The 23,735-nt window shown below is 58.3% G+C and carries 17 protein-coding genes and 2 pseudogenes; 12 read left to right on the forward strand and 7 right to left on the reverse strand.

Annotated elements, in window-relative coordinates; translation table 11 throughout:
• Positions 1–95 precede the first annotated feature (95 nt).
• A complete protein-coding gene (locus SO140_RS24215; RefSeq protein ID WP_498543291.1) occupies positions 96–1,013 on the reverse strand; it encodes a hypothetical protein in 918 nt (305 codons plus the stop codon).
• A gap of 1,226 nt (positions 1,014–2,239) precedes the next feature.
• On the opposite strand from SO140_RS24215, the gene SO140_RS24220 reads away from it, so the two are divergent.
• The 3 genes from SO140_RS24220 to SO140_RS24230 all read left to right on the forward strand — a co-directional run bounded on the left by SO140_RS24220 (position 2,240) and on the right by SO140_RS24230 (position 5,180).
• Positions 2,240–2,482, forward strand: a complete 243-nt coding sequence (locus tag SO140_RS24220; protein WP_498543292.1) for a hypothetical protein — start codon at positions 2,240–2,242, stop codon at positions 2,480–2,482.
• 258 nt (positions 2,483–2,740) lie between these two features.
• A complete protein-coding gene (gene rpsU / locus SO140_RS24225) occupies positions 2,741–3,016 on the forward strand; it encodes a 30S ribosomal protein S21 (protein ID WP_498543293.1) in 276 nt (91 codons plus the stop codon).
• A 1,297-nt stretch (positions 3,017–4,313) separates the two neighbouring features.
• Positions 4,314–5,180 carry a radical SAM/SPASM domain-containing protein gene (locus SO140_RS24230; protein ID WP_498543294.1) on the forward strand — a complete coding sequence of 289 codons (867 nt, stop codon included), beginning with the start codon at positions 4,314–4,316 and terminating at the stop codon, positions 5,178–5,180.
• Between the two features lie 491 nt (positions 5,181–5,671).
• Here SO140_RS24230 and SO140_RS24235 read toward each other — a convergent pair whose 3' ends face one another.
• Positions 5,672–7,435, reverse strand: coding sequence for an alpha,alpha-trehalose-phosphate synthase (UDP-forming) (locus tag SO140_RS24235; protein ID WP_498543295.1), 1,764 nt, complete (start codon positions 7,433–7,435; stop codon positions 5,672–5,674).
• 705 nt (positions 7,436–8,140) lie between these two features.
• Here SO140_RS24235 and SO140_RS24240 point away from each other — a divergent pair.
• The 4 genes from SO140_RS24240 to SO140_RS24255 are packed head-to-tail and all read left to right on the forward strand — an operon-like array spanning position 8,141 to position 12,328.
• Complete coding sequence (locus SO140_RS24240) at positions 8,141–8,803, forward strand: GMC oxidoreductase (protein ID WP_498543296.1); 663 nt, start codon at positions 8,141–8,143, stop codon at positions 8,801–8,803.
• The gene (locus SO140_RS24245) at positions 8,803–10,113 is read left to right on the forward strand and encodes an aminotransferase class III-fold pyridoxal phosphate-dependent enzyme (RefSeq protein ID WP_498543297.1); all 1,311 of its coding nucleotides are present in this window, start codon (positions 8,803–8,805) and stop codon (positions 10,111–10,113) included. The genes SO140_RS24240 and SO140_RS24245 overlap by 1 nt, the downstream gene beginning before the upstream one ends.
• 29 nt (positions 10,114–10,142) lie before the next feature.
• Positions 10,143–11,084, forward strand: coding sequence for a sulfotransferase family protein (locus SO140_RS24250; RefSeq protein ID WP_498543298.1), 942 nt, complete (start codon positions 10,143–10,145; stop codon positions 11,082–11,084).
• 47 nt (positions 11,085–11,131) lie between these two features.
• Entirely contained in the window at positions 11,132–12,328 is a 1,197-nt protein-coding gene (locus tag SO140_RS24255; RefSeq protein WP_498543299.1) for an MFS transporter, read from the forward strand.
• A gap of 615 nt (positions 12,329–12,943) precedes the next feature.
• Here SO140_RS24255 and SO140_RS24260 read toward each other — a convergent pair.
• A complete protein-coding gene (locus SO140_RS24260; protein ID WP_498540601.1) occupies positions 12,944–13,453 on the reverse strand; it encodes a hypothetical protein in 510 nt (169 codons plus the stop codon).
• A 1,050-nt stretch (positions 13,454–14,503) separates the two neighbouring features.
• Here SO140_RS24260 and SO140_RS24265 point away from each other — a divergent pair.
• The gene (locus tag SO140_RS24265) at positions 14,504–14,755 is read left to right on the forward strand and encodes a hypothetical protein (protein WP_498543300.1); all 252 of its coding nucleotides are present in this window, start codon (positions 14,504–14,506) and stop codon (positions 14,753–14,755) included.
• On the opposite strand, the gene SO140_RS24270 is transcribed toward SO140_RS24265, so the two are convergent.
• Entirely contained in the window at positions 14,720–15,949 is a 1,230-nt protein-coding gene (locus tag SO140_RS24270; RefSeq protein WP_498543301.1) for a Fic family protein, read from the reverse strand. The genes SO140_RS24265 and SO140_RS24270 overlap by 36 nt on opposite strands.
• Before the next feature lie 810 nt (positions 15,950–16,759).
• Here SO140_RS24270 and SO140_RS24275 point away from each other — a divergent pair.
• The 3 genes from SO140_RS24275 to SO140_RS24285 all read left to right on the forward strand — a co-directional run bounded on the left by SO140_RS24275 (position 16,760) and on the right by SO140_RS24285 (position 19,229).
• Positions 16,760–18,307: a Fic family protein gene (locus SO140_RS24275; RefSeq protein ID WP_498543302.1), complete on the forward strand. Its 1,548-nt coding sequence runs from the start codon at positions 16,760–16,762 to the stop codon at positions 18,305–18,307.
• 200 nt (positions 18,308–18,507) lie between these two features.
• Positions 18,508–18,792 carry a hypothetical protein gene (locus tag SO140_RS24280; RefSeq protein WP_498543303.1) on the forward strand — a complete coding sequence of 95 codons (285 nt, stop codon included), beginning with the start codon at positions 18,508–18,510 and terminating at the stop codon, positions 18,790–18,792.
• Between the two features lie 179 nt (positions 18,793–18,971).
• A complete protein-coding gene (locus tag SO140_RS24285) occupies positions 18,972–19,229 on the forward strand; it encodes a hypothetical protein (RefSeq protein ID WP_498543307.1) in 258 nt (85 codons plus the stop codon).
• A 378-nt stretch (positions 19,230–19,607) separates the two neighbouring features.
• On the opposite strand, the gene SO140_RS24290 is transcribed toward SO140_RS24285, so the two are convergent.
• The 3 genes and pseudogenes from SO140_RS24290 to SO140_RS24300 form a co-directional block, all read right to left on the reverse strand.
• A complete protein-coding gene (locus SO140_RS24290; protein WP_498540595.1) occupies positions 19,608–20,117 on the reverse strand; it encodes a hypothetical protein in 510 nt (169 codons plus the stop codon).
• A gap of 682 nt (positions 20,118–20,799) precedes the next feature.
• Positions 20,800–21,073 (reverse strand): annotated as a pseudogene (locus tag SO140_RS24295) (GNAT family protein); the annotation flags it as partial.
• A 28-nt stretch (positions 21,074–21,101) separates the two neighbouring features.
• A complete protein-coding gene (locus tag SO140_RS24300; protein WP_449378463.1) occupies positions 21,102–21,569 on the reverse strand; it encodes a response regulator in 468 nt (155 codons plus the stop codon).
• Positions 21,570–22,042: 473 nt separating this feature from the next.
• Here SO140_RS24300 and SO140_RS24305 point away from each other — a divergent pair.
• Positions 22,043–22,985 (forward strand): annotated as a pseudogene (locus SO140_RS24305) (LysR family transcriptional regulator).
• The last annotated feature ends 750 nt before the right edge of the window (positions 22,986–23,735 follow it).

Genomic DNA, 23,735 nt, shown 5'->3' on the forward strand with positions numbered 1-23,735 from the left:
GCATGCTCTGCCTTTTTGCTGGGCTTTCGTGTCGTCCGCTTATTCATTGCGATCTCATGCTCGCATGACAATTCCAGCAAGCGGCACGCACAGCATCACGCGGCTTTGGGGGCTCGCGGTGGGCGGCGGACCGCTTCGAGGGGACGTTCCTCACGTCGGCTGTCTCCCCTACCCGACAGTCTCTCCAGAAGCTCCTCCCAAACTTGCGCTTGCGAGTTCGTTGCATGGTCGAGTTTTTCCGGACTGAGGTTCGACGCCATGGAGGCCGACTTTCGTCCGACACCGATCGCTTCGTTCGTGAACTTGTCCGTCATTCTGTCTATGTACTCACGCGGCGTCATCCTGGCGTCCGTCGGCATACCCAAGTCCTCGAATTCCGGTTCGTCCGTGTCAATTCTTCGCTCTTGGAAAAAATGGTTCGAAGTCGGGTCTTGCCAGGACAGATATCCGCCCTCAAGTACCTGCCTTGGCTCGGTTATCGCTCCAGTGAACGAATATCTCACGCCGCTCGACTGCACCGGATCGAAATAGTGCGGCGTGTAGAAGTCTGACACGAGTAGGTTATTGACCGTGTATCCGAACTGCGCTGCTTCGGAGGGATCGCAAGCCTCAAGGAGGAAGTTCACCCGCCCCTGATCCGGCATCGGAGAGTCGCCCGGAACGAACCGGCTCCCGAACGGATCGACCAGCATTTCGATCATTTCGTGGCTACACGTTTGGCAGAGCACGTCGATATCGGGATTTGCGCGCACGAGCGATAACGGCTGGCCGTTTTTGTCCGTGTGAAAGCCGCCAGCACCGGGAGGGACTCTGCCCCCTATGACGATCGGCCATGTCCCGACCGGGACCTGGCCCAACTGCTCGAAGGCGTCGACGGTCGCCGAAATCCCCCACACAGGACCAAGATCTCGCGTAGCCTGCTTTTGCAGGGCGGCTGATATCTGCATCACAGCGCGCGCGGGTACAGTGTGGGATAAAGAAACCAGAGCTACCTGTCTAATCAACGCGGACATGCAATCCTCCTTGCCAGTTTCCCAAGGAGCGCCCAGCACTCAGAATAGCTCACGCGGTTAGGTTGTCAAAGGTCTCTTACACGTCGAGCGTCAAAGATTCACTTTGCATGAAGCGCAACGAGACTTCGTTGAAGTAAGTCTGAGTATGTCAGCTGGACTTACTCTTGGAGCTCAAACACGGGAGTATCTTCTCTTCGCGGGTTAAAATTCAAAGCGGCAGAATTAAGGACGGCTCTTCGATTAGGAGTATGAGAAGCTCTCATCCACCTACCGGAGAGAGGGCAATGCTCCGCGCGTTTCTGGTCGACCTGGGTCTCGCATGCATGCTGACGAGTCCTAAACGAGCGGTGCGCATCCGCGTCCGCTTGGGTCTCATGGAGACGGGCACGGCGCTGGAGGCCGCCAAGAGGCCGCTGGCTGCGCTCGACGCACACCACCGATCACACCTGAGGCGCTGGATCGGCTTTCAAGGGTGATGCGATGGCATGGTGAGAAGCACACCATGCTCGTGATACGGACAATCATCGAGTCTGAGGGCAATGAGTCAGCCCTGATCGCCCCCGTGATTAGTGCCGTCTCACAGGTGATTGTCTGGGGCCCCAACTGGGCGAATAAGGGACTACCTGGATCGAGGCTTTCGACTCGCTTCCACTACATCTTGGACACCATGCGGAGCATCAGCCTCTTCAACGATAGCTCGCTAGGCGGATATCTCGGGAACATCTTGCATAACAATCTGCTGCCCGTGTTTGAGCCGCCGCCCGCACCACCCAAGCCTAAGTGACCGTATCGGCGCCGTCGGCTCGGCGAGCCGCTCGCGGTTAAGATAGCCTGAAGGTGCCTCCGAGCGCATAATTCGGTCCAATGGGCGCCTTGCCTATTGAGGACATTCACAATGTGGGTGATGGGAATCTAATCCGACTTCTCGGGAACGTTCTCGCGCGTGCTGGGTTTCTGAATACCCTTCTCGAAGGGTACTTTGACGGCCCCAGCTCTCCCCCTGCCCCCTAAGAGCTGGGGCCTTTTTATGTGCCAACACTCGCAACACGAGACCAGAACGCTGACAACGATTTTACCGTCTCGGGTATGGCCCCTTTCAAACTTTGAAAGGCTCCCGCGGGACATGGAAGCTGGTAGTCAGGAGCCGATTGGCGCGCATCTGGTGACGGGAACCTTGGGGACCGCGGGCAGTTGATTAGGAGTCCCCGACAAGCGGAGTTTTTCCCATGCGCGAGAAGCGCAGGCTGGCGGCGCCAGTAGCGTCCGCCCGCACCACCAAGGCATCGATTGAGCCCCTGAGGACTGGTTATGCCTTAATCGTCGACGGCCATGTCAAGGCGACCTTCACCGCGAAACTGAGCGCCCTGGAAGCTGGCACACAGTTGAAGAACCGATTCCCTCGGCTTCAAGTCAAGATCTACGACGCCGAAAACAAGCTCAGCGAGGTCGTTGAGATCGGCCGCGCTTGACGCGCCGATCGGCGGCCGTTTGGAGTTGGCACTATCATGAGGCGAAGCACAATGGAGACCGGATGCTGGTCATCCGGCAGGACAAGCGCGTGCGACGTGCAAGCAGGCTTTATCGATTGACAGGGCTGCAAGACGGTGGTTGTTCGAAGCTGGCGACGAACGTCAACGCCACCATCCTCGAAATCGCAACGAAGCTCCTGCGCAATTGGCTGCCGTGCAGGATGTGTCGCAATTCGCAGCCCCATCGAGGAGGATTAATTGCAGGTACTTGTCCGAGACAACAATGTCGAGCAGGCACTCCGTGTTCTTAAGAAGAAGATGCAGCGAGAGGGCGTCTTTCGGGAAATGAAGCAGCGGCGGTCCTATGAAAAGCCGTCGGAAAAAAAGGTCCGCGAGAAATCTGAAGCTGTTCGGAGGGCCCGCAAGCTCGCTCGGAAGCAGGCGATCCGAGAAGGATTGCTGCCCGCGCCGCCTAAAAAGAAGCCTTTTGAGCGCAAGCCGCCCCTGCCGGAGATCAAAGCACGCGCGGACTAGGAATTTCAGTCCGCCGCGAAACGAGTACTTGAAGGTAAAACTCGGCCACTGAACAGCGGGAACGTCGATGGGCTTGCGAGATTAAACCCGGTCCTGGAGTGAAGACGCAAATGTTTGGCCATGAGGATCGACAAGGGCAGGAAGAACGGCAGATCTCTTTGGCGACCTGGCTAGCCGCACCCCTGAGGCCGCAGGACGGGCCTCCACCTTTATGCTGGCGCTTGCCTGGTCGTCTTATGGGCGGTAACTGGCCCCCTAGCCGCCAACGACGAACAAACGTCAACTCTGCATCGGCATCCAGGCCACCTAGCTGACCAAGACCGTTGGTACGGCAGCCTCTGCTCATCTCTACTCACAATGACCAGCGGCCCGCGACAAGCGTGCGCAATTGGATGCTTTCAGAAAATGTCATTTGCGGGCTATGCTTCAAAGTGCAGGCGCCTCGACTTGTTTACATCGAAAAATCTCCAACAGAATCAACGCTTGCCTAGCGAGCGTTGTATGGGCCCGCTTTTCAGCTTGTCGCCGATTTGAAGCGCATCATCCGCCGTTTCGCCGGCGAGCAACTTAGCTGGAGCCGGAAGATCGACGAGGCACCTTCGACACGAGCGAGCTCTCGCAATTGCGCCGCGCTGATAAGCTTTTGCATGAAGTCTTACACGTCAAGGGTCGTCTCGTTCTGCACTCACCGGTTTGAGCCGTCAGTCCAGAGGACGGATCAGGCACTGCACGGTCCTTTCATTACCATCGAGTGCTCATTCCCACGGCGAAGCAGTCAGGTTCAATGGATAAAGTGCACTTTCCCTTCCGTTCGTTTCCGAGAGAGCTTGAATCGTACGTGGCGTCATATTGTACGATCTCGATCGTATGAAGCGGCCCGACGCCGGTTGTGACAATCCTCGGGATCGTATTTGACTGCCCATTGTTGCGCAGCTGCCAAGGCTCAACGTCAAGGCCTAACGTCTATCGCAAGAGGTTAGAACAATGACCAATGTCGGCGAACTGAGGAGTGGATCTTGCGCCGGCGGTTACCGAACTCGCCGAAATACCGACGATGATTAGGTCCCGGCCTTGGCGCGCTTACTCCCGCACATCCGCACCCCTTGGCATTTCAACTGGATGCAGCGAGAGACCCCTAGAACGTGGAATAACCTCGATCCAGCTGCGTTTTGGCCCCAGCTGTGTCGCCTTTATCGACCATCGTCCGAGAACATGCATGAGTAAGCCCCTATGAAGGACGCAAGTCGGCTGCGTCGGGACGCTCGATGTTCCGGACATTTGGGAGACCACCCTACAAATGGTTGATTCATATCCGACGAATTTACAGGACCTGCGCGCTGCAATTCCTCCTGGCGGCCGGGTTTTGGAGATAACGACGACCACGGGCTGCGTCGTCGGATGCTCCTATTGTCCACAGGCCAAGTTCGCCGAACGGCAGAGAGCCGTGTCTCATGCAAAGCATCTTCGTCTCGACGATTTCAAGAAATGCCTGGCGCACGTACCAGCAGCTGTCGATATCAGCTTTTCCGGGTACTCGGAGCCCTGGCTCAACCCGGCTTGCACCGAAATGGTTGAGCATGCTTACGAAGCTGGCCATGGCATTCGGATTTCCACGACACTCGTAGGAATGAACGAGCGGAATCTACGACGCTTGCAAGCGCTGCAATTCCGGATTTTCCTGGTGCACGTCTTCGATGACGGCACGCACATGAACAGCCGCCTCGTCAGGCGCAAATTTGTCGATTTGATACGTCAATTGGTCGACGCAGACATTTCATCCATGCTTTTCGTCGTCATGGGAGAAGTCCATCCCGAGCTTGTCGAGATAATCCCCGAGGAAGCGCTGATTCGCTCGCGTCCGCTGAGCAGCAGGGGCGGAAGTGTCGATCCAAAGATCGTTGAGGCACGACAGCCGATCGCCGGAGCACTGACATGTCCCGACGAACGAGAACATCGTAATCTTCTTCTCCCAAACGGCGACGTTACGCTCTGCTGCATGGATTTTGAACGACGCCACATCTTGGGCAATCTTCTTCGCGATGAATATCAAGATCTCTTCAAAGGACCGACGTTCCGCGAAGTTGTCGATCGTATGCACGGAATGGACGGCTTTTTGCTTTGCCGAACCTGCGAATTCGCCAAACCAATAGCATCGGCCGCCTGATTTGTAAGAAGTCGACGCCTGCCCAGTCCAACACGAAGCTGGGCATGCATTGTTTAGTTCAATAATGGTTTAGTTCTACTCTGCCCGGCTGATCTGCAAGACCCGCAGGTCTAGCAAGCTCAGTACCGGTGGGGCGTTTACACCTGATCCGGCGCCCGGAGAACACGCGGTTCACAGACAGCGGCTTGTCGGCGCCGCTGCAGTCGGGATCGCCCACCTTGTCAGGCGGCAACGGCGCGATCGGACAGTGCACAGCGTTTCACACCCATCCACGCAGCCCGAACAATAATCCGGAAGTCATTGATTCTGGACTCAATGCAGACATTCCTGAATGTGGATTGTCCTAGAGCATGATCCGGAAAAGGTGAAGCGGGTTTGCTTCGTGGCAAAATGCGGAACGCGTTTGGGCGGAGATCACGCTCAAATAACCTAAGGCGCGATGATGATTCACCCCAATCTCATTGCGCCTTAATGAACCGGACCTTGGTTGATCAGATGGGCCCGCCTCCCCTCTGGTCTGCGCGCATTCTCGAAGACAAGACCCAACGCATATCCTGCACATGATTCACCGCGACATTCAACTCCTCAGCCGTCGCGTAGATGGGCATTTGGGCATCGTTGATCCAACCGAACCCGAGATATCGAAACTGATCAGCTGGCACTCTCACCAGACTGTGGCCGAGCTCGCGAAGAAAGTCCTTCGACCAGCCGTGGATCGTATACGCCTCGAGTTTGTCGCTCATCGCTCGCCAGCGTTCGATGCGCTCCTCGCGTGGCATCTCCATGGCTGTTGAAATCGCGGCCGCGATGTTCTCAGGAGAAGTTGGATCCACGTGCAGCGCCTCATCTTCGTTGAGGTCTTCTGCCGCGCCTGCGAACTTCGATAATACCAGCACGCCAGGATCGTCCGGATCTTGCGCAGCAACGTATTCTTTCGCCACCAGGTTCATGCCGTCACGCAGCGGCGTCACCACACCAACCTCCGCGGTGCGGTAAAGGCCCGCGAGCTCCACCTGCGAGACGTGGTCCTTCTCATAGAGAATCGGCCTCCAGCCGTCGCCCGTTCCATGCTTACGATTGACGTCGTCGACGAGGCCGTCGATATCGCCCTGATATTCACTGTATGCTGGAATATCGCTGCGCGAAGGGGGCGCGATCTGCAACAGCGAGATGCTGTGCGGCTTATCTGTCTGCAACTGATCGAAAGCTTTGATCCGGTTGTCGATACCCTTCGTATAGTCGAGCCGGTCGACGCCAATTGCTAGCCTCGTGCCATCGAGTTTGGACTGCACCGACGAAATCCTCTCTCGATGCTTGGTCAGCGATTCCACAACATAGTCTGCGAACTGCTTCGGATCGACACCAATCGGAAACACTTGGCACCGGGTCAAGCCGCGGGCCGAGATCACAACATCGCTCCTGCTCTCGAGCCCAAGATGCGATTGGAGGCAAGAAAGGAAATTATCGAGATCCCAGCTGGTCTGAAAGCCGACAAGGTCGTAGGCCAGCATCGATTCCATCAGTTCGTCATGATGGGGCACCTCTTCTATCACATCAGGCTTCGGCCATGGCGTGTGTAGGAAAAAGCCGATCGGCTGCTCAATCTTGAGCTCGCGCAGCTCGCTGCCGAGGGGAAGGAAATGATAATCATGCACCCAGATCGCGCTTCGACTTTCAAGGCGCGACAGCGCGCGCGCCACGGCGCAGTTGACGTCGCGATAACTCTTATAACTTTCCTCCGATGCGGGGGACATCCGCTCGGTCAGCGAATGAAATGCCGGCCACAGAGTAGAATTTGAAAATCCATAATAGAATCCGGCATAGTCGTCGGCCGGCACCTCTATCTTTGCAACTTGACCCTTGCCGTGCTGTTCAAAGGCAGTTACCTGCTCGCTGCCCTCGCTTAGGGTCGGCGAAACCCCAATCCAAATAGCGCCAGAACGTTCAACGACGGGTTCAAGGGCCGCGGCAAGACCACCCGTCTTGGGTTTGTTAGGGTCGAAAGTCGAAACACGGTTGGAAACAACGATCAGTTTCTCATCTGGCTGCTGAGACGCTGTGCCGATCTCGGCCGCGTTCAGGGCAGACGCAATATGAGGGGAGAGCTCCGCATCGGCTTGCCTTGGCCGCCCCTGTGCGGCTTTCCTCAGGCGCGGCTCAAGGGCGGCTTGGTTCACTTGCAGCCGTTCTGGCCTTGCGCGCGACATGCCAGAAGAAGCCGTACTTGAAGCCTTCATGACGTTAAACGGGTCCATTCCACACCTCCGATTGAGCAATCAGAACGGCTAGCTCCGGACTCCCCCGCTTCTCATGTTAGGAGCTAAATCTTTCGAGAAGCCGACGAGACTTAGATCGAATCATGGCGGCCGCACAGAAGGCTCGATGCGGCGGCAAGCTCGATCATGTCCTCGATGCCGGGAGGGCAGTCGAGGCATCCTATGACGACCTTTCTTGCAGCAAGGCCAATGCAAATCGCGCTTCGAACTCAAAAGCCGGCGTATGGAACGAAAGGTATTGTCGGCGGCCACCCTGCAGCAGGTGCCTTTTGGCATAGCTGCTGGTGGCATAGCTGCTGGTCTATGGTTCACAAGACCCAACCGTAATAATCATGGCGTGCGCACAACAACAAGGCGGTCTCTCGGGGGCGGATATGCTTCAGCAACTCGCTGCCGCTGCTCCATCGCCGCGCAAGCCGTCAGTTGCCTTGAGCATACCGGTCATATTTTTCATATCTTTTCGTTTGAGCCGATCTTGAACGTATTCACCCGCCCCCCGCGCTCAAGGCACTTGAATCGCACGGAGCGTCATATTGTACGAGTTTCAAAGTAGGTCGCGACGGTCTGACGCGTGCGCAAGTTCAAAGCTGTCGCTGACAGTTCTCGTTAGCCGTCTTGACTTAAGTCTTTTTGTGGGCATGTCGCCATGACGCATGGCCGATGTCCCTTGCCACAGGTGGGACAATGACGTCCAACGCCGTTGACGTATGCGTAGTCGGCAGCGGTGCCAGTGGCTCGATCGCTGCCCATGAGATCGCCCGAGCCGGATTCCGGGGGCTCGTCGTCCAAGCGGACTACATGCTTCCCACCGGCGCCTCACTGTCAACTGTCCAAAATGGCAGGGATGACGCGGTCCGGGTGCGCTCTTCGGCCGGCACATTGACGCCGTTCGGACAGCCATGGACCGTTTCGGCGCCTGGCGGCGGAATGACATTGTACGCCGCCATCGCCTTCCGATATCGCACCGGTGATTTCGACGCGAAAACCCATGTCGCGGGCGACGCGCTCGACCTGATCTCGCCCATCGATTACGCCGACCTCCGCCCTGATTGCGAGGAGCTCGAACTTCGGATCGGGATGGCCCGGCTGGCCGGCGCAGATCCACTCGAGCCACCCAGCGGTCCAGCCGTTCTGCCGCCGCGCGGCTGTCGAGCGAGGATTGATCCGAAGGCCTGCGTGGTCGACCGCTGGGACCGTGTGCACGATATCGACAATGTCTACGGCGCTGACGGCCGGTTCTTCCCGTATCCCGGGGGCGTCAATCCAACCTTCACCATTCAGGTGAATGCGGTGGGATTGCTCGGAGAACGCAGCTGGTCTGACCGGCCGCGAGCGGAGAATCGTTGATGTTCACCAGCACACCCAGTGGCACGTTGGTCGCGACGGATAGGCACAAATCCGCGCTACGCCGCGCCTTGCGGATCACGGCGTCGGAGAAATGGGATCTCAATCGGCGTTTTCCGGTCGTCATGAGCCGTGCCTGCGGTGCGCATGTCTGGGATGTCGACGGAAGACAATATGTGGATCTGACCTCCTGTAGCGGGGCTGCGCCGCTTGGAGCCGGATATGAACCGGTCGTCGATCACGTGACTGCAGAAATGCGCCGCACCGGCGGCATTCTGCCCGGACCGTTGTCCGTGCATCGAACCGAGGTGGCCGAGCGGTTGGCGGAGATATTCCCCCTCGCGCAACGCTCGATATTTTTCCGCACTGGCTCCTGCGCCACGACCGCTGCAGTCCGCCTTGCTCGCGCGCATACCGGTCTGAATCTGGTGCTTACCAGCGGATATCACGGCTGGCACGACTGGCACTTACAGGACCGTCCCGGGATGGGACTACCCGACCGGGACCTTGACAGTATCGACTTCCATTACGACCTCGACCTGCTCAAGAGACTGACCAAAGGGCAGCTTGTCGCTGCTGTGATCATCACCCCCGAGGTCAACTTCTTCCCGCCCGAATATCACCGGGAATTGCAGAATCTCGTGCACCGGTACGGCGCCCTGCTGATCCTGGACGAGGTGATGACGGGATTCCGCTACGGCCTCGGCGGCTATCACACCGCGATCGACCTTACGCCCGACCTGATCACACGTAGCAAGGGACTGGCCAATGGCATGGCACTGTCGGCGATGGCAGGTCGCGCAGACGTGCTCGACGCCGCCGAAAAGACCTACATGGGGAACACTTGTCAAGGCGAGATCAGCCCCTTCGCGGCAGCGCTCAGCACCCTCGAAGCGCTTGCCGATGGCACCGCGCTCGCGCGGATGCGACAGGTTGGCGAGCAACTCATGAGCGGTCTCAACGAGATCTTCGTTCGTCAAAAGGTTCAGGCGCGCGCGTTCTCATGGCCCACGATGTTTGACGTGATGTTTGCCAATGCCGACCTTGGTCATGCCTTCTTTCAGGAAATGTCGTCGCGCGGCTTTCTCATGCAGTACGGCGGCCGTTTTATGCCGTCCGCGGCGCTCTCCGATGCCGACGTGCGAGCCACGATTGAAGCCGCCGCTCACGCCGTGCCGGCGGTACTGACTCAGGTAGAGGCTACGTCCGACGATCCGGATCCGACTGCCGCTGCCGTGCGGTTCGCCGGTGATCACTTCATTGCCACTGCAGATTCGATCCGGCGTTGGTTTTCCGCGCCGAGCCGCGCGTGAGCACCAACCGTCGAACAGGGAACATTGCCATGCCCGAGGCCGACCCGTTCTCCACCTCACCAGTGCTGCTCGGTGGCGATAACCGTTCCGGCATCACCTTGCTGAGCGCCATGCTGGACTCGCATGCCGACCTGGTGGTGGGGCCGGAGATCGACTTCCTAGAACCGCCCAATCTCGGCCCGCACATTTTGGGAGCGATCGACCTGCTCGCAGCTAGCGATCCGCGGATCACCGGCACCACCGAACGTGTGATCGACCCGTTCTGGTATGACGGCGCGCACTTCGTGGTGCAATGCCAGCGGTTTGGCCTCCACTTCGACGACGTACGCAAGCTCGTCATCAAGGTGATGGACGAGACAACCGGCGACGTCGTTTCATTCGCCGACAGATGCAGGCTGATGAACGAGATCGGGGAACTCCGTAAGGCACGAAAGGGCGCGCGGCGCTGGGGACTGAAGCTGCAACGCAAGATCACCCAAATCGACGTCTTCGCCCAGCTATGGCCGGATGCGCATTTCGTGCACATCGTACGGGATGGTCGGGACCTTGCCGCCTCGCATGTAAAAACCGTGCCAGACTGGGGTTACCAGACCATACCCGAAGCCGCGCGCGGATGGCTTGAATTGGTATCTCGGCCTCATTTGGTCGCACCGCCTGAGCGCTATCTCGAGGTGCGCTATGAGGATCTGGTGACTTGTCCCCGTGTCTGCCTGATGCAGATCCTAAATCACCTGCACCTGCCCTGGGACGAGGCGGTTCTGCGGCATGCCGAACATGAGCACGCGCCGTTCGAACGGCCGTACGGCAACCCAGCGGTCAAGCCCGCAGGGAAGCCGCCGCATGCCAGCCGTCTCGGACGTTACACGCAGGATCTCACACGCGCGGAGATCGAGGAGTTCGAGCGTATCGCCGGCGGTGAATTAACCCGGTTGGGTTATCTATCGGCCGCGAGCCCTGCCGTCGACGCATGAATCCCACCGAGATCTCCAGCCCATCTCGCGGGCTACCGGGTGGCTACTTGGGGCTGCTCGTCGGACGCACGGTCTCTGAATTGGGATCCGAAGTGACGCTGCTGGCGCTACCGCTGACGGCGATCACTCTGCTGGGAGCGGGCCCGGCGCAGACCGGGCTGCTACTCGCCTGCGGCCGGGCGCCGTACCTCATTATTGGCCTGTTCGCCGCGGTGATCGTGGACCGCCTCCCGCACCGATGCATCCTATTGACTGCCAATTTAGTGATGGCAGCAACGCTCGCAACGATTCCGCTGCTCGCCAGCCTTGGCCAACTCGGAATGGGCCAACTGTGTATGGCAACCACCCTGGTCGGGACGGCTGCAGTGATCGGCGACGTCGCCTATCTGGCGTACGTGCCAACGGTCGTCGATCGGGCTCTACTCGTCAGAGCGCAGAGTTCCTGGCAACTCAGTAGGTCTTGCGTGGTGACAGTCGGTCCGTTCCTGGCAGGCTTGCTGGTCAGCGCGTTCTCCGCGCCAACCGCGATTCTCGCCGACTCGGCCTCCTTCGTGCTGGCCACTGTCCTGCTGTCGCTAGTGCCGGCACGCACGGCCGAGCTGCCGACAAGTGGATCGAGCTCGGTCGTCGTTCAGATCGCGGAAGGACTGACGGCCGTGTTTGGCAATCCTTTTCTGCGAGCGGTTACATTTGCGACCGCCAGCTTCATCTTCTGCTACAACGCTTACTCTGCGGTTTTTCTGCTTTACTTGACCCAACAGCTTGGTTTGGACGGTTGGACCACGGGCTTGGTTCTCAGCGTCGGCGCACTTGGTGGTATTGGGGGCGCGGTCACCTCAGGGTGGGCCGCCCGCGTGATCGGCCTCGGTCCGGTATTGATGGTCACCTTGGCGCTCAGCGGGGCAGGCATGACTCTGGCAGCGCTGATCACGCAGCCGCGGTCGGCGGCCGTCATTTGCGTGGCGCTGTCCCAGTTCGTGCTGTCGTTTGGTCAAGAGATCTACAACGTGCACCAGGTCTCCGTTCGATACGCCCTGTCCCCGCCTCGGCTGCTGGGCCGCGTCAATGCGAGCATCCGGAGCCTGGTGTGGGGGCTTGCGCCACTCGGCGCGGTGCTTGGCGGTGCGGTCGGTGCCGGATCTGGCCTGCGGGCTGCGTTACTGGCCAGCAGCGCGCTGGGCGCGGCCTCCCTGCTATGGATTTGGCGATCGCCCCTGCGCCACACCCGCAGCTTGCATCTGTGAACCTACGAACTGGCTGGCAGGACTGCGTATTAAGATCAAGAGCTCGGGACCTCGAGCTGCGGCCGCGCCGGCTGACCTTGGGGCGCATCAGGGTGCCCGGCCCTGTTCAACACGGCTCGCTCAGCGCGACATCGACGATCATGCAATCTTGTGAGCGGCGAAATCACGGTGCCGCTCCGTGGAATTGGCCGGGGTTCTTGTCGGCGCCGCACTCGCCGAAAAAGTTGGCATGCAGTGGTCACGCATTCAGCCGCATTGTCGCCGTCAGGCTTTTGGCGCGGACGATCGTGGGATCGGCAAGTTGATGGAACGGTGCACGCTCGCCGGCGGCCGTCTGCCCGCGCGCGAGCTTCCAGCCTCTCGATCGAGGCGCCAGGGCTCCTCGCCATCCGGACGCAATGAGTGCGCGTCTCGATTTGGTCCCCGCTATAAGGTCTAGACGTCGCTGCGAGCCTGAGCCTTGGACAGTCCGCGTCGGCAGAGGCGTTGAGCAGATTCTCACAGTCAACTTAGCAACATGACCAGCATCATAAGAGACGTTCGAGCTGCGATTTCCGGCCCAGACCACACTGGTTTGACCTACCCCGAAAGCCAACCGGCCAGCGCGACGCCTATTCATTTCGGACCAGCGGCTTCAGGCCAATCTGCGAATTCCATCTCGAATCGACCAAATCCGGCCGGCTTGGTCGTGAAATTGACGGTCTTTCCCGACAGAGCCGCCAATGAGCCGGATGCGAATTTAAAGACCATCTTACCGGACGCGGCTATGCCAAGAGATCTCTCGTCCCGCATGACAAGGAAGGCGATCCCCTCCAGGAGCTGTCCAACCGCAAATCCGTCGATCGTACGGTGAAGATCGAGAGACGCTAAAGATGTCCCTTTCTCACCGTTCAACTCGCTGACCGAAATCGCCGTAATGCCCGCATCTCGCAATGTCCCGTCGGCCACGTGACAGGTATATTGAAGGCTGACAATGACGTGCTCATCTCGATCACCTATTGGCTCTCGGTCAACCCCGTCTATCGAGCAGTCGTAGCGCCGGATCGTATCCGCAAGCGCTCCCCCGCCGAGCTCAAGCAAACTCAAAGCGGAACATAGCACGATCGCGAGAAAGGACGTCTTCATCTGCCTATGCCTTCGTGGGATATCCTCCGTTTGATGCGTACAACTTGACGCAGCGGCCGATTCAAGCGCCTTCGGCGGCTTGCGGCCCGGACGGTCGTCATGTGCCCTCGGTCTCCGGCAGCGCCGCAGGATCGGAACGCGCCCAAGCGAACAGCTACGGTGAAAGCTCGCGTTCGGCCTGCGCACTTATGGGGGTTTCCCGAGCTAGGCGTAGCACAGTGTTTTCGCATCGGACGCCAGACAACAAATGGCGGAGCGCGCCGCTTCCGCTGGCGTCACAACCCGGATGAGGCGCAGCGATGCCGGTCTCCACGCGCTGACTTCCTCCATCGAGGCTGAAGTCCGCGCCATCGCTGCGGAAGAGCGGCGGCCAGCCGTTTTGGAAGGTCTCGCCAGTCTCGGTTATGAGGTCTCGGAAGGCTGATGACAGCATAGGTCACGGACGGTCGGGTTGTTCTCCGAAAGCCCGCCAGTCCGAGATATGGGGTCCGAGCTTTCGGGCGGATCCCAAGCGGACAACACGGAGGTAGCCGTCGGCATCGGAAATCCCACAGAGAGGCGCGATCCGGTCCGAGATGGGGACATGGAAACGACTTGGTACGTTGAGTTCGAACGCCTGCAGTCACTGGTCGCAAAAACGGGAGAAAACGTCTCCATCGAATCTGCCGGGCCCTTTGGCCAATATCCTCACAAGGTCGTTGCCGACCTCGCAACGCATCCGGCGGATAGTGACGCTATCGCGACGCGACAGCGTACGCGCTGAGCGGTTCATCGCTGATCTTGACCGTCGTGGGCGCGCGCGTAGTGTATGAAGCTGCTCGGGCCGCTCGATAGCGTGCTGCGATGTTGGCAATCTCCTCGTTTCCGTCATCGGTCGTGCCCGACCATGCTTGACTTTCGAGAATTAGGCTCCTCCTTTGCGGTCCGCCTCAAACGCTTGCTTCCCCTTTGCGGCCATTCAGAGGAACGACGGTCTCCAGCATGGCCTCATCACAGCGCGCGCCGCCTTCCATGAAGAGGTCTGCCATTGGGCTCGCCCAGCCGCCGACGATGAGTAAACAAGTCTACCTGCAGTCCAACGGCTTCGCGCTGATCATGCTTTGGTACGCGCCCGCGGACGATCCTGACTTCGACGCGGACGGCAAACGGATGGCCGAAGAACGCCTGCAGTATCGTCGCGCGGTTCTCCTGAATGCCGTCAGCGTCTTTGGTCTAGGATGCGACGCGCCGGAGCGCGCATTCCGCAGCGATCGACTCTCGCGCGGGTCACGGCCCCCTGAGTCCGACTGGCTCTTCTTCTAGATCCAACTGATTGGGAAGTAGAGGCTGTTCGCCGAACGGACGATTGATGATACTGAGCGCTTCGGTGGCGACATAAACGCGATTGCGCGAGTAACCGGTACGCTCTTTCAGAATACCCGCTTCTTCCAATTGCGCGATCGCTTGATGGACCTGCGGCGGACTGATGTCCAGCAATTCGCCAAGCCGCTTGGCGGTCACGACCGGATAGTTGTGAAGTTCGTCGAGAGCGCGCGCGGCCGCCGACGCCTTGCGGAATTTGCGGCGCTCCCGCCAGACATTGGATAATTGGGACAACGCCTCACGGGTCCGAATGAGTTCTTCAACCGTGCCGGTGACGGCGTCGGCCATGAAAGTGATGATCGGCTGCCAGTCCAACCGTTGTTGGGCATCCTTGAGCGAGGCGTAGTACATACCCTTTTTGCTCTCGATATATGGCGACAGGTACAACGGCACATGCTTCTCGGCCGCCATCATGAGCGGAAGGAGGAGACGACCGACACGGCCATTGCCGTCGCGGAATGGATGGACCGCTTCGAAATGAGTATGCGCTATCGCCATTCGCGTGACGAATCCTTGTGTCATCTGCTGCATTCCCTCGTTCCGCAGAAAGTCGACGGTTTGAGCGAGGCAGCCGGAGACGTCTTCAGGAGGCGGAGGATTCACGCTCGAATACGCGATGTCCTTATTTCCACCGATCCATACGACGCGCGTGCGAAGGTCGCCCGGAACGTCCTTATAATCCCGATCGTCCTTCATCACGGCGCGGTGGAGATCGCTGATCAGATCCATCGTGAAGACGCCGTAACCGTCCTTTGCCGCCAGCGGAATGAATCCCTCGAGTGCCACGGCGTAGTTGCGTACTTGACGCGCTTCATCCCTGGCGCCGTCGTCCCCCGTCTCCTCGACTGACAGCAATTCGTCGAGAGTGCTCTGGGTACCTTCGATTGACGACGAGCTCACCGCCTCACGTCTGGTAAGCACGCGGCTGACGATGTAGGGGTCTTTCATCTGGGTGGCGATGGCATCGACCTTACCGAAGGCCACTTGGGCGGCATCCAAAGCTTTCGCCGCAGCGGCTACCGATACGCCCTCCTCCGGGGGTGCCGGTGGAATGATTCCGTAATGGGAATCGTACGGCGGCGGCAACCGTTTCAAGGTTTCCCGGATGGTATGGCTGAGGTCGCTACGCTTCATGGGAAACCCAAATTAAGGAATAGATTTCTCTTTTTATAATAAGGGTTCTTCCTTTTTATAATTAGGGTTCTTGAAAAAAGCCATACCATGTTACGATCTCAGGCCGCGAATGTAGGGGTCGGTTATAAGGTCTTCATTTTTTTTCTGAAGATTGCCGCCGTTATAGTAGCAACCCCGCGGTCAATCGGGATGACGACCGATTGGAGTGACGCGTTACCCGCTCCCTTAAACGCCACGGTCGTACTTTGGCTGCCCTTCTGGGTTCCGCCTGATCCCGTCCATTGGAATCGGATATCGTACGTGCACTTGCCGTTGACGTGCGCGTCAACCGCCGCATGGCGGAACTGTCAGGCAAGCTAAAGATAGCAGGCAGGAAGGCGGCTTAAGCTTGACCGCCGGAAACAGGAGATCGACACCGAGCATGCGAGTGGAGCGGATGGCGGCTGCATGCCGCCCACAAGTCGGAAGCGCAAAAGCCGTTTATCCGCGCTGCAGGCGCGATATGTGCTTTATTCGACCGTGTGCCAGGGCTGCGGTCGATGATCGCGCCGCTGCGCAGGAACCCCAAGATCAATCCTGCTGAGCCGCGAGGCGCTTTTTCGTCCAGCGCAGACAACGCGATGCCCGGTCATTGGCGGGATCCATACGCTTGGCCGGAGTGGCCCTATGACCAGATTCTGACCAATTGAACGTTTTTCACGAAATCCTGCGTTGAGAAATTGTTTTTCATGAGGTATGATAGAAATTCGACCGGTGAGGGTTTCCGCGAAGGAAATTCGAGGTCAGAGATCGTTTTTCAGGAAACTTCAGGTGAGCGTGCAATTTTCAGGGGCGGTGAGCGTTTTTCATGACCGGCGGCTGCCTGAAACGGCGGTCCCAGCGGGTTACGCTGCCCTGATCGACGCTTACAAGCTGCCCGTTCCCGTCCCTAGGACCCTCTCGGGGATTGGCACCAAGCACCGTATCATCGAGCAGGGCGGCTGGCGCATCTACACGCCGCGACACGCCCCAGAGGCATCCCTTGAGGGGCATCTGACTTTTGCCCTCAAAAACGAGGGGTTGGACCTGGCCGTTCTGAAGCGGCTTTTCCTCGCCGTGAAGGAAGGAGAGGTCGCGGAGCTCGTACGGCAAAAGCCTACCGGCCTCTACAGCCGCCGCATCTGGTTCCTGTACGAGTGGCTGCTTGGCCGTGAGCTGAAGCTGCCGCCCGCCGACAAAGTCTCATATGTGGACGCGGTCGATACCGAACTCCAGTTCGCAGGGACCGGCGAGAATTCGGCCCGGCATCGTGTCCGTAACAACCTTCCCGGTACGCCGGAATTCTGTCCGCTCGTGTTCAAGTCTGCTGCGCTGAATGAGTTTATTGCGCAGGACTGGAAGGAGCGCGCGCGCGCGGTCGTCAGCGCAGTTCCGAAGGACCTGCTCGCGCGGACGGCTGCGTTTCTTTTGTTGAAGGATTCGAAGTCCAGCTACGTGATCGAGGGAGAAAGGCCGCCACAGGATCGTATTCAGCGGTGGGGCCGTGCCATCGGCGAGGCGGGCCGTGCGCCGCTCAATGAGCAGGAATTTCTGCGCTTGCAGACCATCGTCATCGGCGATGAGCGCTTTGTGAAGATGGGCTTCCGCCAAGAAGGCGGCTCTGTCGGTGAGCACGACCGAGACACGCAGCGGCCCATTCCCGACCATATTGACGCCCGGCATGAAGACATTCCGTCCCTCATGGCGGGTTTGATTGCCTTCGATCATAGCGCCGAGAACGATCTTGATTGCATCATAGCCGCAGCGGTACTGGCATTCGGATTCGTCTACATCCATCCGTTCGAGGATGGCAACGGACGCATCCACCGTTACCTGATGCATCACGTTCTCGCGCGTCGAGGGTTTAATCCTGCTGGACTACTTTTTCCGGTATCGTCGGCAATCCTGGACAGGATCACCGAATACAAGGGCGTGCTGGAGAGCTATTCCGCACGACTGCTTCCCTGCGTCCAATGGGAAGCTACGCAGAAGGGCAATGTAAAGGTCCTCAACGATACAGCCGACTTTTATCGGTTTTTCGATGCAACGCCGCACGCTGAGTTTTTGTACGAATGCGTGCGCCAGACGATTGAGCAGGATCTGCCGAACGAGACGAGCTTTCTCCGTAACTTCGACGCTTTTCGTGCAGGCATCGAGAGCATGATCGACATGCCGGAGCGAACGCTCAATAACTTGTTCGGCTTTCTGCGACAGAATGATGGAAGGTTGTCGAAGCGGGCACGAGAGAACGAATTCGCCGAGCTCACTCGGGACGAAGTCTCTACGATTGAGCAACTATACACGGACTCATTCGGTCAAAGCGGAGCCGCAAGTGGCTGACGGCGCATCTGATTCAGATCCAGGAAAGCCCACTCTTTCCAGCGGTGGCACGTCCCTTGAAGGGGATGGTTCGTCATTGGAGGGTTGATGAAGCGCATCAAGATCGACGCCGTAGAGCCAGGGCACATTCTCTTTACAGCGCGCCCTGGAAAGATCAGCAAGACCATTCGGGTCACGACGGTGGTGTAGTATCTCACGCAATGACCTCCGTGCAGCATGGTTCCTTTATCGACTCGACTTTGAGCGGAGTGCAGGCACGTAATCTGCAGCGTGAGTTATTTGAAAACGATGAAAAGGCGTTTCACTTCCGTCTGAAGAATCCACCTGATCGCAAGGTGCTTGAGCAGATTGTTGACTATGCTCGATCTGAAATCGGTGCGCGCTATTCCATAAGCGAAGCGGCACGGTCAGTCGCCGCAGCCATCACCGGACGTATGAACTCCCGGATTTCGGACTTCGATGCGGGCGTGGCCGCAGCTTTATGAGCATGGCATTGCTGGCACAGATGCGGGACGCTCAAAATGAGCTGGGCAAGCGCGTTGATCAGCGGCTGGAAAGCCAGCGATGACCGTCGTGCCGGTGCAAAGCGACTGGGCCGCCTTTGTCCGAGAGCTCGGCGATGACTGGAAACAAGGTGAGCAGCGGGGCATTCATCGGCGCCGCTATGTGCGGCGCAAACCTGTGCCACGTCGGCCATCGATGCTCGATCCTTACATTCCCATCATCGAGGCTCGCCGCGGCCCCGCACTTGTCCGCGGTCGATCTTCTCTCCCGGCTGGAAGCGCATGCGCCCGGTCAGTTCAGCGGCCATCAGCGGCGTACGGTGCAGCGGTTGGTGAAGAATTCGCGATCAAAGGCCAGTCGACAGCTCAGCAGCACAGAAACCATACTATCGGTCCAAGCTTCGTGCCTCGGTGTCTAATCCCACGGGTTGCTTCGCCGAATCACCGCAAGCCGCTCGCTCGCTACGGCGCTTTGGAGGGCGCGCTTCGCGAGCGGCTTGCTCGGACTCGCGGCGTCCAATTCGGGCGACGGCAGGGGGCACTTCGGTAACATTGTCATCTGAGGCAATATGAGGGGGCAGTTCCGGGTGACGTTTGACACGCAGAAGTGGACGTTGCCTTTCAGTTTGTGGGGCAAAAGAATCTTTTCATCCCTTTGGCCTTCACCAACAAGTTGCTTTGGATTGACGGAACATCAAACACCTGCTCGCGATTGCTAGCATCGTCGAGCAAGGCGTAATGCCCATTCACGTCGCAGCCGGTTCTTCGGAAATGGCGTGATGGGAGCCGCCGCGGCGTCACTTCGGTCGAGCAGCGTCAGGCCAATCTGTGAACTCCAACTCGAATCGACGGGAACCGACGGGCTTGGTCGTGAATTTGACGGTCTTCCCTAAAAGAGCCGCCAATGAGCCGGATGCGAACTTAAACACTGTCTTACCTGAAGCCGCGATGCCCGCGGCTCTCTTGTCCTGCATGACAGAGGAGCCGCTCCCCTCCAAGAGCTGTCCAACTGCAAATCCTTCGAGCGCTCGGTGAACGTCGAGAGAAGCCAAATACCTCCCTTTCTCGCTATCCCACTCGCTGACCGATATTGCTGTAATACCGGCGTCCTTCAACGGCCCATCCTCGACGCGGCAGGTATATTGAAGGCTGACGACGACATGCTCGATCCGATCGCCGATTGGCTCCCGATCAGTCCCGTCGATAGTGCAATCGTAGCGCCGGATTGTGTCCGCGAGCGCACAGCGCTTCACCTCGAGCAGACCGAAAATGAAAAGCACTACAATCGCAGAAAAGAGCTCCTTCATTTGCCTATGCCTTCGCGGGTAGCCATACTTTATATGTACAACTTGACGCCACGACCGATTCAAGCTCGTTCCAATGGCTCCTCGCGTGTGGACATCTCGCCCAACCTCGAAATCCTCGGCGCTGCGGCAATCGAGACGCTCGAGGGCTTTGCATAGTGAGAATGAGAGGTTAGTGGGGCTGGCCTGCAATAGTGCCGACATAGCTTTCGCAGATGTACTGACCATGCTGTCACCGCGTAGTCGGCGAATGAAGCATGCTGGATTTCATAGCAATACGACGCAAAGGCCGGCGCCACATTGTAAATCGTGACGGCGCGTTCAAACCATTCGAGCTGCTGGGTCAGCCGGTCCAAGCACCGGCTGAGCACTGCCTCCATTCCTCCGAAATGTCCGGCGACAAGAATCTTCGGGATGTCGCCTCAACAACGAATGCCTGGGAACTCGCTTGCGGCAGTACTTAACCTCAATTGTCCTAGCTTTGGGTGTGGCAATTCCCTAATTCGTCCTGAACGGCCTAAGTCTGTTCCTTGTCCTCTTCACGGTTGCCGGCGTTCGGCCAACTTCAGTTCATGTCCGAACAGACTAGCCCGTTATACCTAAGCACTCACGAACTTTTAGCGAACGCGAGGGTCCGCCAAACGTACAGTCTAATTATTTCCGGCGTATGGTAACTCGAGCGGCGCAGACCCGAGCTCAGCCCCAAGAGATCGACGTCCCCGACTTTGATGAAGCGTCGCAATGCGCCGAGATGAGCTGCTACCCCCTGCGAATCGTAGGCGGTTGCTCGAATCTCGGGCCTCGCGCCGGCCCAGCTTCGACCATCTTTGAACGGGTCTGCGTTGCACGCGCCGGTTGGCCCGTAACTCTTTCGAAGAATTCGGACAGTTCGATGTGGTCGGCGAGCACCACTCGTTCTCCCAGCGCAAACTCCACCGCACCTGAGAGGAGGTGGACAGCCCCCTATCGCACTCGACATCGGGATGTTCATAGCTGGTTCCTGACCACTGCTGGGCGTCCAAGGGCAGATTTGACGAACGCGAGCAGTTCCCGCGGAAGCGGGCCCACCGCGTGCGCGGCCGCGAAAGCAGTGGGCACAGCGCGCGAGTTGTCGCTGAATGGCTTGCTGCGTAAATGTGTGGTGCAACCTCGCAGCGCCCGCGCACGCTGATGATCAAGAAAACGATCCACGAGCAGAATGGTCGGGATGGCTTTTCCAGATGCCACCAGATGCTTGTAGAGCTGGAGCCCGCTCATTTCGGGCAGTTGCATGTCCGCGATCAAACAGGACGTTCTAAGACGGCATTCTGATTCCAAGAACTCCTTCGCCCCCTTGAAAGGCTCTGCGACATAGCCTGCCGAAAAACAAAGCGCCGTCAACTCTTCGCGCAGCTCTGGGACGGCATGCACGATAGAGACGACCTCCAGCGAGTGTGCCCTTCGCACCAGATCCATGAGGGACTTCCCGGGCATTTTACACTCGGCCCTACTGCACAACCCACGAAGCAATTGACAGGGCCGGCGCATATGGTACGCGCGATCGGCTCCGGACTGGTCGCGAACCTGCGTCACGAGGGAGCGGTGCCTCAATCGTACGGACGTGAGTGGGTTTTATAAAAAGGGTTGTGAAAATCATACCTTCGTTTGGTCGGTAGCGCCTATCAGAGCAAGCGCACCGTCGTCGCATTGCGCGGGCGGCATTCAGGCTACGTCGGAGCCAGATGGGAGTGAATGAAGTGGAGCTGCGCCTCCGGCCATACTCGGCGCGCCACCGAGAGCTTGCCCCCGAACCAGAGCAACGATCGACAATCATTGGAATATGCCCCAGTTCAAGTTCTCTAAACTGGCGTTTGCTATCTCCTTTTGGTTGAATTGGTAAAATCGATTGTTTGGATGGAGCACATCCAGCTAACGGATAAACCAAAACAATGCGTTTCAACGGCCTCGATCTCAACCTTCCCGTCGCGCTCGATGCTCTGATGACTGAGCGCAATCTCACGGCTGCGGCCCGCAGCATCAACCTCAGTCAACCCGCAATGAGCGCCGCAGTCGCAAGACTGAGCGCTCATTTTGGCGATGAACTATTCACGATGAGGGGGCATGAACTTGTCACGACCGCGCGAACTGAAGGGCTTACTGCTCCCATTCGCGAGGCCCTGGTGCACATTCGGCTGTGCATTATTTCGCCTGATGCATTCAATCCAGCGAAGTCGAATCGCCGCTTTCGAGTCGTTCTCTCTGATTTCATGACTGTCGTATTCTTTCGTACGGTCGTGGATCGTGTGCGAGAGAGGTTCCCTTCGTCAGCTTCGAATTGCTAGCACTCACTGATGAACCCAACGAGCTACTCCGGCGAAGTGACGTCGATTTTCTTGTCATGCCGGAAGTATTCATGGCGAATGTGCCCCCTAAAGCGGCCCTATTCGAGGAGACGCTAGTGTGCGTGGGCTGTCATACAAACAAGCAGCTATCCGGCCAGCTCTCATTTGACCGATACGTGTCGATGGGACACGTTGCGGCGAGATTCGGGCGGACACTGAAGCCTTCGATTGAGGAATGGTTCGTGCTCGAGCACGGCATCAAGAGCCGCATCGAGCTAGCCGTACAAGGCTTCAGCATGATCCGCCCATGCTGTCGGGGAACAGAGCGTATAGCAACCATGCCATCTCGGCTGGCCACCATCTTGCGAAGACGATGCCTATAAAGATCGTCTCACTTCCGCTTCCCCTTCCCGCATTCACCGAGGCTGTCCAATGGCCAGTGATTCACAACAGCGTTCCGGCCAGCATTTGGACGCGCCGGGTTTTGTTGGATGAGGCATCTAAGATGACCGCGCCGCTCGAGCCCGTCAGACCTCGCAGGCGGCGCTGATTCGGAAAATACTTTCGTCCCTGGCAAGGCTCGAGCTGCTCTTGAGTGCACGAGGGGTCGTCTGCACCCTGCTGGTTGGAATGCATTTTCGTCGACAGCAGAAAGCTACAATTCGCCGCGGCAGCAGCGGAGCAGTCGGTCCTGCGTAAAGTGATGATCGATTCGGTCGTGCTGCCCAACGAACCGGTCGCAGCCCGAACAGTTTTGTCGCATGAGATTAGTCAAGCCGCGACAGTGATCCGATTCTCTTTAATTCATGCGAACGGTCTTTTGGCGTTATCGTGCCACAGCTGGCGCAAACTGTTTTCGGACCCGGCGAGATCGAAAAATGACAAGGCTCCGAGGATTTGGCGGACGGTCATGTCCGCCTAGCTCTGCCGGCGAATGAGGACACTTCATGTCAAGCGGCCATAGATTAGGATAAAGTCGGGCCACTCGAACAAAATCCCTTGAATCGGACGCTGCGTCAGGTTGTAGGACAGCCCGGCATTCGCGATGATCAAAGCTACAATGGCGCAGACGAAGACAACTTCGAGAGGCTGCCGGCACACTATTCCTAGCGGATCAGCGCCGACGTTCATGAGTGATCATGAATCGAGCAATCGCACCGTTAAGGGCGCACTCAAGACTAAGAAGCAGCCTGTCTTGTGGTCGCGCGCTGCTGCGAATCGGGCCGGTCTGACTAAAGCTGTCGGCGAGATGGCGCATGCGACGACAGTGGTCCGCCAGGAACCAACCTCTGTCCTACGC

It is taken from the genome of Bradyrhizobium sp. UFLA05-108 (assembly GCF_059803455.1).

Coding starts and splice junctions, on each gene's coding strand:
- SO140_RS24215 (WP_498543291.1), bottom strand. CDS start 1,013: ATGTCCGCGTTGATTAGACAGGTAGCTCTGGTTTCTTTATCCCACACT.
- SO140_RS24220 (WP_498543292.1), top strand. CDS start 2,240: ATGCGCGAGAAGCGCAGGCTGGCGGCGCCAGTAGCGTCCGCCCGCACC.
- SO140_RS24230 (WP_498543294.1), top strand. CDS start 4,314: ATGGTTGATTCATATCCGACGAATTTACAGGACCTGCGCGCTGCAATT.
- SO140_RS24235 (WP_498543295.1), bottom strand. CDS start 7,435: ATGGACCCGTTTAACGTCATGAAGGCTTCAAGTACGGCTTCTTCTGGC.
- SO140_RS24240 (WP_498543296.1), top strand. CDS start 8,141: ATGACGTCCAACGCCGTTGACGTATGCGTAGTCGGCAGCGGTGCCAGT.
- SO140_RS24245 (WP_498543297.1), top strand. CDS start 8,803: ATGTTCACCAGCACACCCAGTGGCACGTTGGTCGCGACGGATAGGCAC.
- SO140_RS24250 (WP_498543298.1), top strand. CDS start 10,143: ATGCCCGAGGCCGACCCGTTCTCCACCTCACCAGTGCTGCTCGGTGGC.
- SO140_RS24260 (WP_498540601.1), bottom strand. CDS start 13,453: ATGAAGACGTCCTTTCTCGCGATCGTGCTATGTTCCGCTTTGAGTTTG.
- SO140_RS24265 (WP_498543300.1), top strand. CDS start 14,504: ATGAGTAAACAAGTCTACCTGCAGTCCAACGGCTTCGCGCTGATCATG.
- SO140_RS24270 (WP_498543301.1), bottom strand. CDS start 15,949: ATGAAGCGTAGCGACCTCAGCCATACCATCCGGGAAACCTTGAAACGG.
- SO140_RS24280 (WP_498543303.1), top strand. CDS start 18,508: ATGACCTCCGTGCAGCATGGTTCCTTTATCGACTCGACTTTGAGCGGA.
- SO140_RS24285 (WP_498543307.1), top strand. CDS start 18,972: ATGTGCGGCGCAAACCTGTGCCACGTCGGCCATCGATGCTCGATCCTT.
- SO140_RS24290 (WP_498540595.1), bottom strand. CDS start 20,117: ATGAAGGAGCTCTTTTCTGCGATTGTAGTGCTTTTCATTTTCGGTCTG.
- SO140_RS24300 (WP_449378463.1), bottom strand. CDS start 21,569: ATGGATCTGGTGCGAAGGGCACACTCGCTGGAGGTCGTCTCTATCGTG.